Here is a 15818-nt window from a genome sequence, read left to right as displayed (position 1 = left end):
CCCACAAGTTGTATTGACACTGGTTCGTGTCACAAATGTTTGTGTTTCTTAGACATAATTTTCAAAAAAAGAAACAATTTTCTTGATTTTTATAAAATTAGTGGTAGAATAACTATTGAATTAAATATTTTGAAAATGATGAAAAAGACAAGAAACTGTTATCTGGTTATCTAATAGAGAGAAGTGGGTTGGTGGAACACTTCATCCGAGATAGTTTTACCACTTTTGAATCCTTGTTTGAAGTTTAGTAAGGCAAGGCGTAGCGGAGCGTTAGTCCGTTTAAGAGATTCGTTTAAAACGAATGAATTTGGGTGGAACCACGTAGAAATAACGTCCCATAGTTTGTATGAGTATGCAAACTATGGTTTTTTTGTTTTTTAAAGCATTTTTGAAAGGAAAGAAGGAGAACAATGTCAATGATTAAAGTTACATTTCCAGATGGAGCTGTAAAAGAATTTGAACAAGGAATTTCAGTGAAAGATATCGCTGAAAGTATTAGTAAGAGCTTAGCGAAAAAAGCACTTGCAGGTAAAGTAAATGGAGAATTAGTCGATTTAGATCGTGCATTAACAGAAGATGCAAGTATTGAAATCGTAACACCAGACCATGAAGATGCATTAGGAATTTTACGTCACTCAACAGCACACTTATTAGCACATGCATTAACTCGTTTATACCCAGGAATTCATTTTGGAGTAGGGCCAGCAATTGAAACAGGATTTTACTATGATACAGATATGCCAAACCAATTAACAGAAGACGCTCTTCCAGAAGTGGAAGCTGAAATGATGAAAATTGTTAAAGAAAACTATCCAATCGTACGTCGTGAAGTAAGTCGTGCAGAAGCGTTAGAAATCTTTGCAAATGATCCATATAAAGTAGAATTAATTAATGGTTTACCTGAAGATGAAACAATTTCTATTTATCAACAAGAAGATTTTGTAGACTTATGTCGTGGAATTCACGTACCTTCAACAGGACGTATTCAAGTCTTCAAATTATTATCGCTTGCAGGAGCATACTGGAGAGGAAACTCTGATAATAAGATGATGCAACGTGTATACGGAACAGCATTCTTTGATAAAGCAGACTTAAAAGAATTCTTGAAAATGCGTGAAGAAGCAAAAGAACGTGATCATCGTAAATTAGGAAAAGAATTAGACTTATTTATGATTAGCCAAGAAGTTGGTTCAGGATTACCATTCTGGTTACCAAAAGGTGCTACAATTCGTCGTACAATTGACCGTTATATTGTCGATAAAGAAATTTCTCTTGGATATCAACATGTTTATACTCCAGTAATGGCTGATGTAGGTTTATACAAAACTTCAGGTCACTGGGCACACTATCAAGAAGATATGTTCCCACCAATGGATATGGGAGATGGTGAATTATTAGTATTACGTCCAATGAACTGTCCTCACCACATGATGGTATATAAAAACCATATTCACAGCTATCGTGAGTTACCAATCCGTATTGCTGAATTAGGTATGATGCACCGTTATGAAAAATCAGGAGCATTATCTGGTTTACAACGTGTACGTGAAATGACATTAAATGATGGACATACATTTGTTCGTCCAGATCAAATTAAAGACGAATTCAAACGTATCCTTGATTTAATTCGTGAAGTATATAAAGATTTCAATGTAAAAGATTATCGTTTCCGTTTAAGCTATCGTGATCCAGAAGATAAACACAAATACTTCGATGATGATGAAATGTGGAACAAAGCAGAAGCAATGTTAAAAGAAGCAATGGATGAAATGGGCTTAGAATATTTTGAAGCGATTGGTGAAGCTGCTTTCTATGGTCCAAAATTAGATATTCAATTCAAAACAGCAATGGGCTTAGAAGAAACAATGTCTACAATTCAATTAGACTTCTTATTACCAGAACGTTTCGACTTAACTTATGTGGGTGAAGATGGTGATAACACTCACCGTCCAGTAGTTATCCACCGTGGGGTAGTATCAACTGCAGAACGTTTTGTAGCTTACTTAATCGAAGAATATAAAGGAGCATTCCCAACTTGGTTAGCTCCAGTTCAAGCAACTATTATTCCAGTAAGTGTAGAACATCATTATGATGCAGCTCGTGCATTAAAAGAAAAAATGATGAGCTTAGGATTACGTGTTGAATTAGATGACCGTAATGAAAAAATGGGTTACAAGATTCGTGCTTCTCAAACACAAAAAATCCCTTATCAATTAGTAATTGGGGATAAAGAAGTAGAAGAAGGAACAGTAACAGTTCGTCGCTATGGTTCAAAAGAAACTGTTACAATGACAGTTGAAGCATACTTAGAACGTGTTCAACGTGAAATTGCGAACTTCTCTCGTCCATTAGAAGATTAATTTAATGGTTGTTCAGCAAATCCTGTTGGTGAGAAATCACCGATAGGATTTTTTACATGCAAAAAAGACAACTTCTAAATGAGAAATTGTCTTTAGGGTGATTAATAATATTTTTGAAGTTGTTCTTGGTTTTCTTTGAAAAATTCTTCTAACCAGTCAATGCCGTATGCGTAGCTAAATCCTTCTAATAGAATTGAAAAATCAATGATAGAAAAGCCCATTTTTTTCAAGGTATCAAAGGTATCGAAAGGGGAACGGAAGTTTTTAAATTTAATAATCATCCCAATATCTTTTAAGTCTTGCTCTCGAGCGCTCATCATTTTCATTCCTAATACATATTCAATTGGAGCAATTAGTACGGTTAAGTGAGAAAAGGAGTACAAGGTATTACATAAATCTAATGGAGGTTGTTGATTCATATTTGCTACATTATTGTTGAGCCATAGTTCTTCCTGAGTATTTAGGTTAAACTTTTGACCAACACGAGCAATTATCTCGTTGACATGATGATTTTCTTCATAAAAAGCATCTACATCTTGAGTAGCTCGCAAGCCATGATATTCTAACACATAACCACCAACACAAATAATCGTTAAAGAAAGATTTTTTTGAGATAATTCTTGGTTTAAGGCTTCAAAGACAGGGTTCATTTTATCCATGTTTGTATTTCTCCATTAATTTTTGAATATTCGTTAATTTAGCGGGTTTATTTAATGAAATAACATATTCATGAGTAGGGCTATGTTTTTGTATAGCATATTTTAAACTCACTTTTTGAAAATGAGTAAGTTCTTCGGAGTTTAATAATTTCTCGACATCTTCGTCTGTTAAATAAGAATGGTCTTCAAAAATAACTTTGCGTAAATATCGAAACCAGTGACTCGCATTAAAACGTGACTGTTTGGATGCGTTTATCATATAATCATACCATTCCATAATTTTCCTCCTATAAGAAATTGACTCAATCTTTGTAGTTTATTATAGCTGAAGCACTTATGAGTGTAAAGTTAGGGAAGGTTTATGTGAATTATTTTTAATTGCTTTAATGGGAATAATATGCTAACATTTATTCGAAATGTTAGCTTTTAGTTTCTAGAGAGGAGTTTATATGGTAGAAAAAGTAAATAATATAATGCAAGCTTTTAGTCAGAATGGATTCTTAACATATAAACAAATTGTAGCAAAAGAATTATCTTACAAAACTGTATTAAAAATGGTTAAAGAAGGAATAATAGAGATAGAAGAAAAGGGTTTGTATCGATTACCTGATATCTATTTAGATGAATTTTTTATCCTCCAATATCGATTCCCTAAAGGAGTATTTTCTTTAGAATCAGCACTTTTTTTACATGGTTTATCTTTAACGATTCCTTTTGAAATAGCGATGAGTTTTCCCTATGGGACAAATACTAAAAATATTAAAGAAGCTGGAGTACGACCCATCATATTACGATCAAACTTTGATGAAGGAATTACGGCAATAGAACGTATTTCTGGGCAATCTATTAAAGTTTATGAACGAGAACGTGTTTTGGTAGAGTGTTTAAGATCAGTTCATCAAGTGGATGTACAAATTATTGCTCCAGCATTTAAAAAATATTTTCAAAGTAATCAAGTTAATGTATCTAAGTTATTTTATTACGCTCAGTTATTTAAAGTTTTGGATAAATTACAAGCATACACGGAGGTGTTATATTAATGTTTTCTAATGCGATGAGTTTTAAAGCTAAAATAAAAAATATAGCAAAGGAAAAGGGAATTCCGCCTCAACAAGTACAACAACATTATTTGATTGAAGAAATATTAACTCTAATTTCTAAAAGTTCGTATAGAAATTCGTTTATTGTAAAAGGTGGGTATCTTATCGGTCAAATGATAGGTTTAGATAAGCGTACAACTATGGATTTGGATGTGACTCTAAAAGGAACTTCATTAAATAAAGATAATTTATTAAAAATTTTTGAGGAGATTGTTTCAAATGCTGCAGATGTATTTTCATTTACGGTAGATAAGTTAGAACCTATTCGTCAAGATGATATATATGGTGGATTTTCCATAAAATTAAATGCAACTTTTGATACATTAAATGAGGTTATATTTATTGATGTTACAACTGGCGACAAAATTACACCAAGAGAAATTTCTTATTCAATGCCTTCACTATTTACGAATCATACTATTGATATATGGACTTATAATTTAGAAACTGTACTTGCAGAAAAATTAGAAACCATTATTAGTAGAGGCGTTGCTTCAACACGCCCCCGTGATCGATATGATTTATATACTTTATACAAACTCAGAGAAAGTCAAATTGATTTTACAATTTTAAAAAGAGCTGTAGAGAATACAAGTGAAAAACGGAATAGTAAAACATTGATACGAAATTGGAAAGGGCAGGTAATAGGAATTGAAACTTCTACTTATCAGAAAAATCTCTGGAGTCGCTACCAACGTCAATTTAAATATGCGAAAGATATATCCTTCGAGGAGTCTGTGCAAATTATAAATGAAATTATGAAACAAATTATGTAGTAATTTAGTTATTAATTGGCTTAGAGAAAGAAAATGAATGATTACAAACAAATGAAAATTATTTCATTGACATATTTATTTAATCCCCCTTACAATATTTCTGTTTGTAGTTATTCGAAAGGAGTTTGTTCATGACAACGATTGAAAACCCAATGGGAACACAGCCCGTTAAAAAATTATTGATGCAATTAGCGATTCCAGCAATGATTGCTAATGTTGTCAATGCCTTATATAACATCGTGGACCAAATTTTTATTGGACAAGGAGTTGGGTATTTAGGAAACGCTGCGACAAATATTGCATTTCCAATTACAACGATTTGTTTAGCTTTAGGATTAATGACAGGAGTAGGAGCTGCGTCGAATTTTAATTTAGAATTAGGTCGCAAAGAAGTCGAGAAAGCAAGAAGAATTGCAGGAACAGCGGTTGTTCAATTAATTGTAATGGGAATTGCAGTATCCCTTCTTGTTCAAATCTTCTTAGCACCGTTAATGCAACTATTTGGAGCGACGGATCAAATTTTTGATTATGCAATGGAGTATTCTCGTATAACGGCTTATGGAATTCCTTTCTTCTTATTTTCAACAGGATTTAATCCTCTTGTCCGTTCAGATGGAAGGGCTACTTTTTCAATGATGGCGATTATTGTTGGTGCAGTCATGAATATGATTTTAAATCCTATTTTTATTTTTGTATTTCATATGGGAATTGCAGGTTCTGCTTGGGCAACCGTGTTAAGTCAGATATTGTCCGCATTACTATTATTTGCGTATATTCCAAAGTTTCGTTCCGTGAAATTTCAACGGGAAGACTTTATTCCGCATTTTAAACAGGTTCAAGCAATTGCCTTTTTAGGATTAACTTCTTTTATTTTTCAAATTTCTGCTTTAATTGTACAAATTGTTTCCAATAATTTATTAAAAACTTATGGAGCGATGTCTATTTATGGAAGTGAGATTCCAATTGCAGTTGGAGGTATTGTAGCAAAAGTATTTGTTATTTTTATTGCTTTAATTATAGGAATGACTCAAGGAGTTCAACCAATTGTTGGGTATAATTATGGAGCGAAGCATTATTTACGAGTTCGTCAAACCATCTTTTTAGCATTAAAAATTGGATTTGTACTCTCATTTGTTACTTGGGCAGTGTTTGAAATTTTCCCCTTACAAATTATTCAATTATTTGGGAATGGAAATGACTTGTATTTTGAATTTGGTGTTCGTTATTTACAATATTTTATGTTATTTACATTAATAAATGGAGTAACGATTCTAATTACAACATTTTTCCCAGCTATTGGAAAAGCAAAAACGGGGGCATTTTTATCATTAGCGAGACAATTATTGATTTTATTACCGATGATGCTTTTAATGACTTATCTTTTTGGAGTAGAGGGAATGATGTTTGCTACTCCAATATCAGATGTCATTTCTTTAGTTCTTTGTCTAATTTTCTTTAAACGAGAATTACATGATATTCATACGAAAGAAGAATTGCTTGTAGCAAAATAATGGATAGAAAGAGTGAAGTAGTAGAATACTTTGCTCTTTTTTCTTTCTAAGATGGAAATGTTTCGTAAATTGGTTTAAGATAGAGGAAAGGAGTGATGACATGGAATGGCAAACTTTATTGGCGACTACTCGTCTTTCAGATAAAGAATCAAACCATCGTAACGAGTTTGATGATGATTATAAGAGAATTGTAACAAGTCCTGCTTTTAGGCGATTACAAGATAAGACGCAAGTATTTCCATTGGAAAGATTAGACTTTATTCATACAAGGTTAACACATTCTTTAGAAGTGGCGATGATTGCAAGAACATTAGTGAGTGAAATTGTACGATTATTGCAAGAAAATCCAGAAACCGAAACAGATGCTAGTAAACAAGAAATGATTGAGCATCAAAGTGATATTGCTCGAATTGTAGAATGCGCTAGTTTATTACATGATATTGGAAATCCTCCTTATGGACATTTTGGGGAAGATATTATTCGACAATGGTTTAAGAAAAATTTACCACGAATTTTAGCAGAACATTCAGATGTAGCCGAAGAATTTTTAGCGAGTCCTTACGTGCATGATTTTTATCATTTTGAAGGGAATGCTCAATCCCTAAGAATCGTAACGAAGTTACATGATTTTAAGGGGAACTTTGATGGATTAGATTTAACTCCTGCGACAATTAATACGATTTTAAAATATACAAGAGCTTCTAATCAGCCAAAATCTGAGAAAATTACTTCTAAAAAAGTAGGATTTTTCAGAGCTGAAGAGGATATTTTCCGTCAAATCACTTCTATTACTGGTACTGGCGAAAATCGTCATCCGTTGACGTTTATTTTAGAAGCTGCAGATGATATTGCTTATTTAATTGCAGATATGGAAGATGCCATTGGAAAAGGTGTTTTAAGATTTGCTGTTGCAAAAGAGTATTTACTTACGGTATTAAAAGAAGATAAAACTTCTCCACATTCTAAAAAAGTTGTGAAAATATTAGAAACGATTGATGAAGAAATTTTTAGTATTAATCAATTTTTCGTAGATTTAAGAACGATGTTAATTGATGCAGCAACAGAATCGTTTGTGATGCATTATGAGAAGATTATGAATGGGGAGTATCAGCAAGATTTATTAACGGACTCTAACGCACATGAGTTATACACGCATTTAAGAAAAGTTTCTGAAGATAAAATATATGATCATAAGAGTATTTTACGTTTGGAAATTTCAGGTTATTCTACTTTAACGTATTTATTAGATAGTTTTGTCCCACCATTAGTAGCCTATGATACAAAACGTCGATTAGATTATGTTGATTTGAAGAAAATTGGAATCATTTCAGAAAGTCAAAAACGTTCGTATCATTATTTTGCAGAAGGTAAATCTAAAGTGGAAAAATTATATTTACGCTTATTATTGGCAACTGATTTTATCTCAGGAATGACGGATAGTTATGCACATCAACTTTACCGAGATATGGTAGGAATTTAGAAGTTATTTGAAAGGAATTTATACATGAATCAAACATTAGAATATTTACAAGAATTATTAGCAGTCCCTTCTCCAACGGGATATACAGTAGGAGTACAAGAGTATTTAATGAAAACTCTTGAAAAGTTATGTTACCCTTACAAAAGAACACCAAAAGGGAATATTATCGTAACGGTAGAGGGAAAGACAACACCAATAGTCGTGTTGTAACTGCTCACGTTGATACATTAGGAGCGATTGTTCGTGCCATTAAACCAAGTGGTCGTTTGAAGTTAGATAAAATTGGTGGTTATCCATGGAATATGATTGAAGGAGAAAACTGTACCGTTCATATTGCTTCAACAGGTGAATCTGTAACGGGAACGATTTTAATTCATCAAACAAGTTGTCATGTTTATAAAGATGCTGGTACAGCAGAACGTACGCAAGATAATATGGAAGTTCGGTTGGATTTAGAAGTCAATTCTGAGCAAGAGACAAGAAGTTACGGGATTGAAGTGGGGGACTTTGTTTCCTTTGATCCTCGTACGACGATTACTCCAACTGGATTTGTAAAAAGTCGTTTCTTAGATGATAAAGTTAGTGCAGCAATTTTATTAAATTTATTAAAGACGTATCGTGATTGGCATGTTCAGTTACCAGTAACGACTCATTTTATGTTTAGTTGTATTGAAGAAACCGGAACAGGGGCGAATAGTAGTATTCCTGAAAATGCTGTGGAATTTTTAGCAGTCGATATGGGTGCAATGGGGGATGACCAACAAACAGATGAATATACGGTTTCTATTTGTGTAAAAGATGGTTCTGGTCCTTATAATTATACGCTACGTCAACATTTAGTAGACTTAGCAAAAGAAAAAGAAATTGACTATCGATTAGATATTTATCCATTTTATGGAAGTGATGCTTCAGCTGCGATGCGTGCAGGAGCAGATGTCAAACATGCTTTACTAGGAGCAGGAATTGAATCAAGTCATTCTTATGAAAGAACGCATATAAAATCAATTCAAGCAACCGAAGCATTAGTAGATGCATATTTAAAAAGCGAATTAGCATAATAAAAACGACTCTTATCGTTAGATAGGAGTCGTTTATTTTAGTGTTGATTAATGAGTTTCATATCCCATTAAAATCCCGCCTTGTTCAGCGTAGTAGCTACATAATCCACTTGTAGGATAAGCTTGAACATCGGCATCAGGGAATTCAGCATGAATCGCTGTTGTAATCATGGCGCAAATTTCTGGATTGTCGCAATGACTAATTGCCACACGTCCACCTTGGTAATTGTTTTTCTTCATTTCATCCCAAATCGCAGATACGGCACGTTTTTGTCCACGTGATTTATGGAGTAATTCTAGAGTTCCTTCTGTACTAGCTTGTCCGACCATGCGAATATTTAATAATCCAACGACACGTCCAACTAATTTACTTAGACGACCATTTTTTACTAAATTATCCACACTTGCTAGAGCAAATAATAGTTTTGTTTTTGAATGATAGTTACGAGCTTTTTCCACAACTACTTCAAAAGAAGGATCTTCTTTAATGAAGTTTGCAATTGCTTGAGTAATTAATACCATTTCTCCACTAGCAGATAAGCTATCGATAATTTCAATTTTTGCTTCAGGATGTTCTTCTAAATACATTTTTTTAGCTAATTGTGCGCTATTATGACTTCCAGACAAAGCTCCAGTAATCGTTACGACAATAATGTTATCGGCACCTTCAAATGCTTGTAAATAGCTCTCAGGGCTAGGACATGATGAAGAAGTTTTTCCATCATAGGCATACATTTTTACCATCATTTGATCAATTTCTAATACTTCATTATCAATAAATTCTTCTTCACCCACATGAATGGTTAAAGGAACGTTCACATAAGTACAATGCTCAGGTAGAGATTCTAAATGTTTAATATCACAACCAGAATCTGTAATAATTTTCCAAGTCATTTGTTTCCTCCTAGGAATTATATTTTCATTTAATGAGTTCAATATACTGATAAATAGTTGAAATGTCAATTTATATCTGAAACGCTATCACTGTTGAAAACAAGTATAAAAATCGGTAAAATAAAAAGGAAAAAGAATAAGGAGGATTTCCCAATGAAAAGAGCAGTAATCATATTAACAACAGGATTTGAAGAAATTGAAGCAATCGCTCCAATGGATATTTTACGTCGCGCTGGAGTAGAAGTAGAGATAGTCGGAGTATCTGCTACTAAGGCAACAGGTTCTCATGATATAACAATCTCTACAGATAAAGAATTAGTATCAGTCATGAATAATTTATATGATATTGTCATTTTACCTGGTGGTATGCCAGGAGCAAAATTGTTGAAGAATCAACAAGAAGTGCAAGATTTTATCAAACATCATTATGATGCTGGCAAACTGGTCGCAGCTAACTGTGCTGCACCGATTGCGATTGAAAATTCAGGTGCATTAAAAGGTCGTACTTATACTTGTTATCCTGGATTTGAAAAACAAATTGTTGATGGTACTTATACAGGTGATTTTGTACATCAAGATGGAAGAGTCATCACTGGTTCAGGTCCAGCAGCAGCATTTGAATTTTCTTATACAATTGTTGAAGCATTAGGAATCGATGCAGCACCACTTAGAGAAGCAATGGGATATAATCGTTTGGTACAACAAGGTGTTCAAAAAGCTTAATAAAATTTCAACGTAATAGTTATTAAATTGAAGTGGACAAAGGAATCTAAATTTACCTTAAGATTCTTGTCCATTTTTCTTTTGAAATTGTAATTTGCTTGTTTAATCAGTTGTTAGTATAATGAAATAGATTATGATAATTATAAGTGTAAGATTAGGTTAACTCTAGTATTAATATTACAAATATGTTACAATGTTACAGAACGATGTTATCATAGAAGAATTTATCCGAATATTTAAGATTAGAGAAGGGGTTCTATGCACGAAAAAGAACTGAAACAATTAAAAGAGAAGCTAAGAGAAGACGGCGTCAGAATGACGACTCAAAGAATAGCGATTTTAGATTATTTAGCTGAGGCGCATCATCCTACAGCTGAAGATATTTATACAGCCATTGTCGCGAAAGATCCAAATATTAGTATGGCAACCGTTTATAATAATTTGAATAAATTAACAGATGAAGGATATTTACTAGAATTAACGTATGGGGATGATGCTAGTCGATATGATTTTAATATAGGGAAGCATTATCATGTTGTTTGTCAAGAATGTGGTATTGTGGAGGACTTATTTTATCCCTTATTAGAAGACGTAGAATCAGTTGCAGAAGAATTGACGGGCTATAAAGTTCTAGGGCATCGTATGGAAGTTTTTGGGATTTGTCCAAAATGCCAACAAAATCATAAAATGTAAAGATTAGGAAGAGGAAATATGAAGAGAGACTTGAAAGGTATAAAACGATTAGAACTACCTCAGTTAGTTGCAATTGCAATATTGATTTTATTTTTAGTATTAGTAGAGTGGTTCGTAGTCAGCAGTTTAGCAAAAAATCATTTAATTAGAAGAAATGAATCTGTTATGAGAAAAGCTGAAGCAACAGATGCACAGCAGTATAATGATGGTGTAGAAGTTCAATCTCAAACAATTGGGAATACAGTATTTACGGTGTCATATCCTACTGTTGACCAAACAATCGTAGAACCTATTCAAAAGGAATTAGATGAGTTATTAGAAAAAGCAAAAGAACAATATAAAAATGAATCGAAACGTACTTGGGTATATTTAAAAGTATATCAATCTTCTGTTTTAACAGGCGTGAAAGATGTCTATTATTACCAATCTGTTTACCAAGAAACTAAAAAAGGATTGGAACAGATAGCTTATGATGAATTAGGTCATCAATTAGAAGGAAAAGAAAAATCTGGGACAGCTGTTATTGGTGAATTATTTGTAAATGACTTAGAAGTTACGAATCATTTTGTTAAAAAAGCTATGAACGTAGCTAAGGAACAATCTTTATCTGAAGAACAGACTAACCAATTACTACAAGAATTTGCATATGAAAATTGGAAAAACTTAGATGCATCTATTATTCAAAATGGATTTAGATTCAACTTGAAAGAACCTATTCAAACTAGTAACGGAGAAAAATTGACTCAAATTTCATTTGCGTTCCAAGAACTATTTCCAATTTTAAAAAGTGATCGTATTCCTGAATCAGAACAAGAAGCATATGAAAATTGGAAAAATCAATTAGAGGAACGTTTAAATGAAAAACGTGTGGCAATTAGTTTTGATGATGGTCCAAGTAGTGAGTTGACTCCGAAAGTTTTAGATATTTTAAAACGATATGGAGTTCATGCAACATTCTATATTATGGGAAAACATGTTCCAGGAAATGAAGAGATTATTAAGCAAATTATTGAAGAAGGACATGAGGTAGGAAATCATTCTTACAGCCATCCATTATTAACAACATTAACTCCTGAAGGTGTTCATCAACAAGTAGCAGATACTCAAAAATTAATTGGAGATGCTACTGGCGGAATTCGTCCAACAACTTTAAGACCTCCATATGGTGGATTTAACCGTATGGTTGCAGAACAAGCAGGAATTGCTATTTTAAATTGGTCTGTAGATACTTTAGATTGGAAGAGTCGTAATGTAAATAGTATTCTTCAAGAAGTAAGAGAAGGAACTTATAATGGTTCGATTATTTTGATGCATGACATTCATCCAGAAACAGTTGAAGCTTTACCAAGATTATTAGATTTCTTACAACAGGAAGGATATGCGATTGGTTCAATTGATGAATTAATGGGTGGACAAGCAATGTTACCAAATCATGTATACTTCGATAGAAAATCACATAAAGAAGTTCAATAATAAACTTATCAAATTACTTGATTTTTTGATAGAGTTACGTTAATCTATTAGTGTGTTTTAACACAGACCTTGTACCGAGTTTTACGATTCACCAACGTTTTACTCAGTAGAAGGAATAATATAAGAAAGAGGTGTTTAGAAATGGCTATTTCTAAAGAACAAAAAAACGCAATCATCAAAGAGTACGCGATTAAAGAAGGAGATACTGGTTCACCAGAAGTACAAATTGCTGTACTTACTTACGAAATCAATCACTTAAACGAACATATTCGTGTACACAAAAAAGACTACCACTCAAACCGTGGTTTATTGAAAAAAGTTGGTCACCGTCGTAACTTATTAGCTTACTTACGTAACAAAGATATCCAACGTTACCGTGAGTTAATCAACCGTTTAGGTTTACGTCGTTAATCAAAAGATTCAACAAGTCTCACTCCATCGATTTTCGATGGGGTGTTTTTATATGACAAAAAAGACGACCGAAGTCGTCTTAAAATGCTACAGTCAAATTAAAGGGAAATAATCTGATTATTTGTATTAATTTTTTTGAAGCTTTTATTTTTTAATAGATAAGCTTCTCCATATAATTCTTCTATTCCATCATGTCCATAAATATAAGTTCCATCAGGGAAAATGTAAAATGCTTGATTCACGCTATCTTCTGTAGCGATTTCTTTAAGGACATGTTTTCCATCTAAATACTCGTGTTTTAAATAATTATAATGAGGAATCACTTGCTTCGTTGTTAATCGTAAACCTTTTAGAAATCTTTGATAGTCTAGATTGATACTTTCACCTTCTAATTCCGGATGAGCGTAAACCGTTTCTGCTGCATTCATTGTTCCAGCACTAATACCAATTACCACACCTTCAAAAGATTGAATTTTTTCAGCTAATTGAATTTCTTGGAAAAATTGATTTTGTGTAGGGACATGTCCACCTGATAAAATAACTAAATCTACTTCGTTTAAATATTCTTGAACATCTACTGTTTGACGATGATCAAAAATAATAAAAGGATCAAAATGAAGTCCAACTTCTTCAAAGCCTAATTTTGTATAAGAAGAAAAATCGTCTGTTAATTCAAATGCATCTGGATCTGACGAAATATATAATGTTTTAATGGTTGACTTGCCAAGAGCAGTTTTCAGATTATCTACAAAGCCATTTGCAGTATTAACTTTATATGATTCAGGAATGCTTGCACTACTTGTTAAAAAATATTTCATAAAATTCATCCTTTCAAGTTCTATAAGCATAGCGTAAGAGAGAAAAAAATTTTTGTCAAGAATGAAGCTGTGGTATACTACGATAAAAATAGGAATGGTAAGATGAAAGGAATTTTGAATGACAATTAGAGTAGCAACAATAGAAGATGCAGCTGCATTAGTAGAAATTTATCGATATTATGTAGAAAAAACAGCCATTACGTTTGAATATGATGTTCCAAGTGTGGAAGAATTCGAAAGAAGAATTCAAACGACTCTTGAAAAATTTCCTTATTATGTAATTGAAGAAGAGGGAGAAGTGCTAGGATATGCATATGCAGGACCTTTTGCAAGTCGAAAAGCTTTTTCTTGGGCTGCTGAAATTAGTATTTATTTAAAACAGGAGCAACAGAAAAAAGGATATGGGAAAAAATTATACCAACTAATGGAAGGAAAATTAAACGAATTAGGCTATCAAAATGTTTATGCTTGTATTGCAACTCCAGAAGTGGAAGATGAATATTTAACGAATAATAGTGTTCAATATCATGAACATATGGGTTATCGCTTAGTAGGAGAATTTAAACGTTGCGGGTATAAATTTGCTCGTTGGTATCATATTGTTTGGATGGAAAAATGGATTGGAAAACATAAAAGTCCAATTGAAGAACCAAAAAGATTTTTAGATTACAAATAAAGTTTGTGAAAATTCTATCTAATCATTAGTGTGAAGCAGTTTCTTTGCTGTTGGTTTGTGTAGATGATATAATGAGTACTCATTAAGAAATTACTTTGGAGGTAGTTTATGTCAAAAAAAATTCGAGTACTATTGTACTATAAATATGTACCAATTGAGAATGGAGCACAATTTGCTGCAGATCATTTGGAATTTTGTAAATCAATCGGACTAAAAGGACGTATTTTAGTTGCTGATGAAGGAATTAATGGAACTGTTTCAGGAGATTATGAAACAACTCAAAAATATATGGACTACGTTCATTCTTTACCAGGAATGGAAGATTTATGGTTCAAAATTGATGAAGAAGATGAACAAGCTTTCAAAAAAATGTTTGTTCGTTACAAAAAAGAAATCGTTCATTTAGGATTAGAAGATAATGATTTCGATAATGACATTAATCCTTTAGAAACAACAGGAGCTTATTTATCTCCTAAAGAATTTAAAGAAGCTTTATTAGATGAAAATACAGTTGTTTTAGATACACGTAATGATTATGAATATGACTTAGGTCATTTCCGTGGAGCAATTCGTCCAGATATTCGTAACTTCCGTGAATTACCACAATGGGTTCGTGATAATAAAGAAAAATTCATGGACAAGCGTGTAGTAGTATATTGTACAGGAGGCGTTCGTTGTGAGAAATTCTCAGGATGGATGGTTCGTGAAGGGTATAAAGATGTAGGTCAATTACACGGTGGTATTGCGACTTATGGTAAAGATCCAGAAGTACAAGGCGAATTATGGGATGGAAAAATGTACGTTTTCGATGAACGTATTGCAGTAGATATTAATCATGTAAATCCTGTCGTAATCGGAAAAGATTGGTTCGATGGAACTCCATGTGAGCGTTATGTAAACTGTGCAAATCCAGAATGTAACCGTCAAATTTTAACTTCAGAAGAAAATGAAGCAAAATATATTGGTGGATGCAGTCATGAATGCCGTGTTCATCCAAGAAACCGTTATGTAGCTGCAAAAGGATTAGCTCCTGCAGAAGTAATGGAACGTTTAGCAGCGATTGGGGAAGAATTACCAGTTCAAGCTTAATTGTAAAGTAAAACTCTTATTGTAACTCTTATGTTATAGTAAGAGGTAAATTCTCAATCTAAATTCTAGTTTAGAAATCAGTTGAATTTAGTCTGAG

At 32.8% G+C, this 15818-nt stretch carries 15 protein-coding genes, 1 pseudogene and 1 other annotated feature; of the genes and pseudogenes, 12 read left to right on the top strand and 4 right to left on the bottom strand.

Features of this window, described 5'->3' with window-relative positions; all coding sequences use genetic code 11:
- Positions 1 to 129: 129 nt before the first annotated feature.
- Positions 130 to 341: a binding site (T-box leader), on the top strand.
- A gap of 75 nt (positions 342 to 416) precedes the next feature.
- Positions 417 to 2360, top strand: coding sequence for a threonine--tRNA ligase (gene thrS / locus RWZ86_RS06655; protein ID WP_314680735.1), 1944 nt, complete (start codon positions 417 to 419; stop codon positions 2358 to 2360).
- Between the two features lie 101 nt (positions 2361 to 2461).
- Here the strand turns inward: thrS and RWZ86_RS06650 are convergent, their stop codons facing one another.
- Positions 2462 to 3019 carry a DUF6036 family nucleotidyltransferase gene (locus RWZ86_RS06650; protein ID WP_314680734.1) on the bottom strand — a complete coding sequence of 186 codons (558 nt, stop codon included), beginning with the start codon at positions 3017 to 3019 and terminating at the stop codon, positions 2462 to 2464.
- A complete protein-coding gene (locus RWZ86_RS06645; protein WP_314680732.1) occupies positions 3012 to 3296 on the bottom strand; it encodes a hypothetical protein in 285 nt (94 codons plus the stop codon). Before RWZ86_RS06645 ends, RWZ86_RS06650 begins: the two co-directional genes overlap by 8 nt.
- A gap of 172 nt (positions 3297 to 3468) precedes the next feature.
- Here RWZ86_RS06645 and RWZ86_RS06640 point away from each other — a divergent pair, with 172 nt between their 5' ends.
- The 5 genes and pseudogenes from RWZ86_RS06640 (at position 3469) to RWZ86_RS06620 (ending at position 8944) form a co-directional block, all read left to right on the top strand.
- A complete protein-coding gene (locus RWZ86_RS06640; RefSeq protein ID WP_314680731.1) occupies positions 3469 to 4059 on the top strand; it encodes a type IV toxin-antitoxin system AbiEi family antitoxin domain-containing protein in 591 nt (196 codons plus the stop codon).
- On the top strand, positions 4059 to 4895 hold the full coding sequence (locus RWZ86_RS06635) for a nucleotidyl transferase AbiEii/AbiGii toxin family protein (protein WP_314680730.1): 837 nt from the start codon (positions 4059 to 4061) through the stop codon (positions 4893 to 4895). Before RWZ86_RS06640 ends, RWZ86_RS06635 begins: the two co-directional genes overlap by 1 nt.
- A 131-nt stretch (positions 4896 to 5026) precedes the next feature.
- Positions 5027 to 6406 (top strand): MATE family efflux transporter, encoded by a 1380-nt coding sequence (locus tag RWZ86_RS06630; protein WP_314680729.1) that lies wholly within the window; start codon positions 5027 to 5029, stop codon positions 6404 to 6406.
- Between the two features lie 100 nt (positions 6407 to 6506).
- Positions 6507 to 7886 carry a deoxyguanosinetriphosphate triphosphohydrolase gene (locus RWZ86_RS06625; protein ID WP_314680728.1) on the top strand — a complete coding sequence of 460 codons (1380 nt, stop codon included), beginning with the start codon at positions 6507 to 6509 and terminating at the stop codon, positions 7884 to 7886.
- Positions 7887 to 7910: 24 nt separating this feature from the next.
- Positions 7911 to 8944: pseudogene (locus tag RWZ86_RS06620) on the top strand (M42 family metallopeptidase).
- Between the two features lie 48 nt (positions 8945 to 8992).
- On the opposite strand, the gene RWZ86_RS06615 reads toward RWZ86_RS06620, so the two are convergent.
- Positions 8993 to 9838 (bottom strand): DegV family protein, encoded by an 846-nt coding sequence (locus RWZ86_RS06615; protein ID WP_314680727.1) that lies wholly within the window; start codon positions 9836 to 9838, stop codon positions 8993 to 8995.
- 153 nt (positions 9839 to 9991) lie between these two features.
- On the opposite strand from RWZ86_RS06615, the gene RWZ86_RS06610 reads away from it, so the two are divergent.
- From RWZ86_RS06610 to rpsO, 4 genes are all read left to right on the top strand, one after another.
- On the top strand, positions 9992 to 10561 hold the full coding sequence (locus RWZ86_RS06610) for a DJ-1 family glyoxalase III (RefSeq protein ID WP_314680726.1): 570 nt from the start codon (positions 9992 to 9994) through the stop codon (positions 10559 to 10561).
- Between the two features lie 258 nt (positions 10562 to 10819).
- Positions 10820 to 11254, top strand: coding sequence for a Fur family transcriptional regulator (locus RWZ86_RS06605; protein WP_314680725.1), 435 nt, complete (start codon positions 10820 to 10822; stop codon positions 11252 to 11254).
- Between the two features lie 18 nt (positions 11255 to 11272).
- The gene (locus tag RWZ86_RS06600) at positions 11273 to 12727 is read left to right on the top strand and encodes a polysaccharide deacetylase family protein (RefSeq protein WP_314680724.1); all 1455 of its coding nucleotides are present in this window, start codon (positions 11273 to 11275) and stop codon (positions 12725 to 12727) included.
- 141 nt (positions 12728 to 12868) lie between these two features.
- Positions 12869 to 13138: a 30S ribosomal protein S15 gene (gene rpsO, locus RWZ86_RS06595; RefSeq protein WP_314113227.1), complete on the top strand. Its 270-nt coding sequence runs from the start codon at positions 12869 to 12871 to the stop codon at positions 13136 to 13138.
- Positions 13139 to 13236: 98 nt separating this feature from the next.
- Here the strand turns inward: rpsO and RWZ86_RS06590 are convergent, their stop codons facing one another.
- Entirely contained in the window at positions 13237 to 13956 is a 720-nt protein-coding gene (locus RWZ86_RS06590; protein WP_314680723.1) for a Type 1 glutamine amidotransferase-like domain-containing protein, read from the bottom strand.
- Between the two features lie 118 nt (positions 13957 to 14074).
- On the opposite strand from RWZ86_RS06590, the gene RWZ86_RS06585 reads away from it, so the two are divergent.
- Together RWZ86_RS06585 and RWZ86_RS06580 are read left to right on the top strand one after the other, a co-directional pair.
- Positions 14075 to 14632, top strand: coding sequence for a GNAT family N-acetyltransferase (locus tag RWZ86_RS06585; protein ID WP_314680722.1), 558 nt, complete (start codon positions 14075 to 14077; stop codon positions 14630 to 14632).
- A 108-nt stretch (positions 14633 to 14740) separates the two neighbouring features.
- Entirely contained in the window at positions 14741 to 15721 is a 981-nt protein-coding gene (locus RWZ86_RS06580; protein WP_314680721.1) for a rhodanese-related sulfurtransferase, read from the top strand.
- Positions 15722 to 15818: the final 97 nt, after the last annotated feature.

This window comes from uncultured Granulicatella sp., assembly GCF_963545075.1.
GTDB lineage: Bacteria > Bacillota > Bacilli > Lactobacillales > Aerococcaceae > Granulicatella.
This window is presented reverse-complemented; position numbering and strand designations above follow the sequence as displayed.

Excerpts from the sequence above, each read along its gene's own strand:
- thrS (WP_314680735.1), top strand. The coding sequence starts at position 417 with ATGATTAAAGTTACATTTCCAGATGGAGCTGTAAAAGAATTTGAACAA.
- RWZ86_RS06650 (WP_314680734.1), bottom strand. The coding sequence starts at position 3,019 with ATGGATAAAATGAACCCTGTCTTTGAAGCCTTAAACCAAGAATTATCT.
- RWZ86_RS06645 (WP_314680732.1), bottom strand. The coding sequence starts at position 3,296 with ATGGAATGGTATGATTATATGATAAACGCATCCAAACAGTCACGTTTT.
- RWZ86_RS06640 (WP_314680731.1), top strand. The coding sequence starts at position 3,469 with ATGGTAGAAAAAGTAAATAATATAATGCAAGCTTTTAGTCAGAATGGA.
- RWZ86_RS06635 (WP_314680730.1), top strand. The coding sequence starts at position 4,059 with ATGTTTTCTAATGCGATGAGTTTTAAAGCTAAAATAAAAAATATAGCA.
- RWZ86_RS06630 (WP_314680729.1), top strand. The coding sequence starts at position 5,027 with ATGACAACGATTGAAAACCCAATGGGAACACAGCCCGTTAAAAAATTA.
- RWZ86_RS06625 (WP_314680728.1), top strand. The coding sequence starts at position 6,507 with ATGGAATGGCAAACTTTATTGGCGACTACTCGTCTTTCAGATAAAGAA.
- RWZ86_RS06615 (WP_314680727.1), bottom strand. The coding sequence starts at position 9,838 with ATGACTTGGAAAATTATTACAGATTCTGGTTGTGATATTAAACATTTA.
- RWZ86_RS06610 (WP_314680726.1), top strand. The coding sequence starts at position 9,992 with ATGAAAAGAGCAGTAATCATATTAACAACAGGATTTGAAGAAATTGAA.
- RWZ86_RS06605 (WP_314680725.1), top strand. The coding sequence starts at position 10,820 with ATGCACGAAAAAGAACTGAAACAATTAAAAGAGAAGCTAAGAGAAGAC.
- RWZ86_RS06600 (WP_314680724.1), top strand. The coding sequence starts at position 11,273 with ATGAAGAGAGACTTGAAAGGTATAAAACGATTAGAACTACCTCAGTTA.
- rpsO (WP_314113227.1), top strand. The coding sequence starts at position 12,869 with ATGGCTATTTCTAAAGAACAAAAAAACGCAATCATCAAAGAGTACGCG.
- RWZ86_RS06590 (WP_314680723.1), bottom strand. The coding sequence starts at position 13,956 with ATGAAATATTTTTTAACAAGTAGTGCAAGCATTCCTGAATCATATAAA.
- RWZ86_RS06585 (WP_314680722.1), top strand. The coding sequence starts at position 14,075 with ATGACAATTAGAGTAGCAACAATAGAAGATGCAGCTGCATTAGTAGAA.
- RWZ86_RS06580 (WP_314680721.1), top strand. The coding sequence starts at position 14,741 with ATGTCAAAAAAAATTCGAGTACTATTGTACTATAAATATGTACCAATT.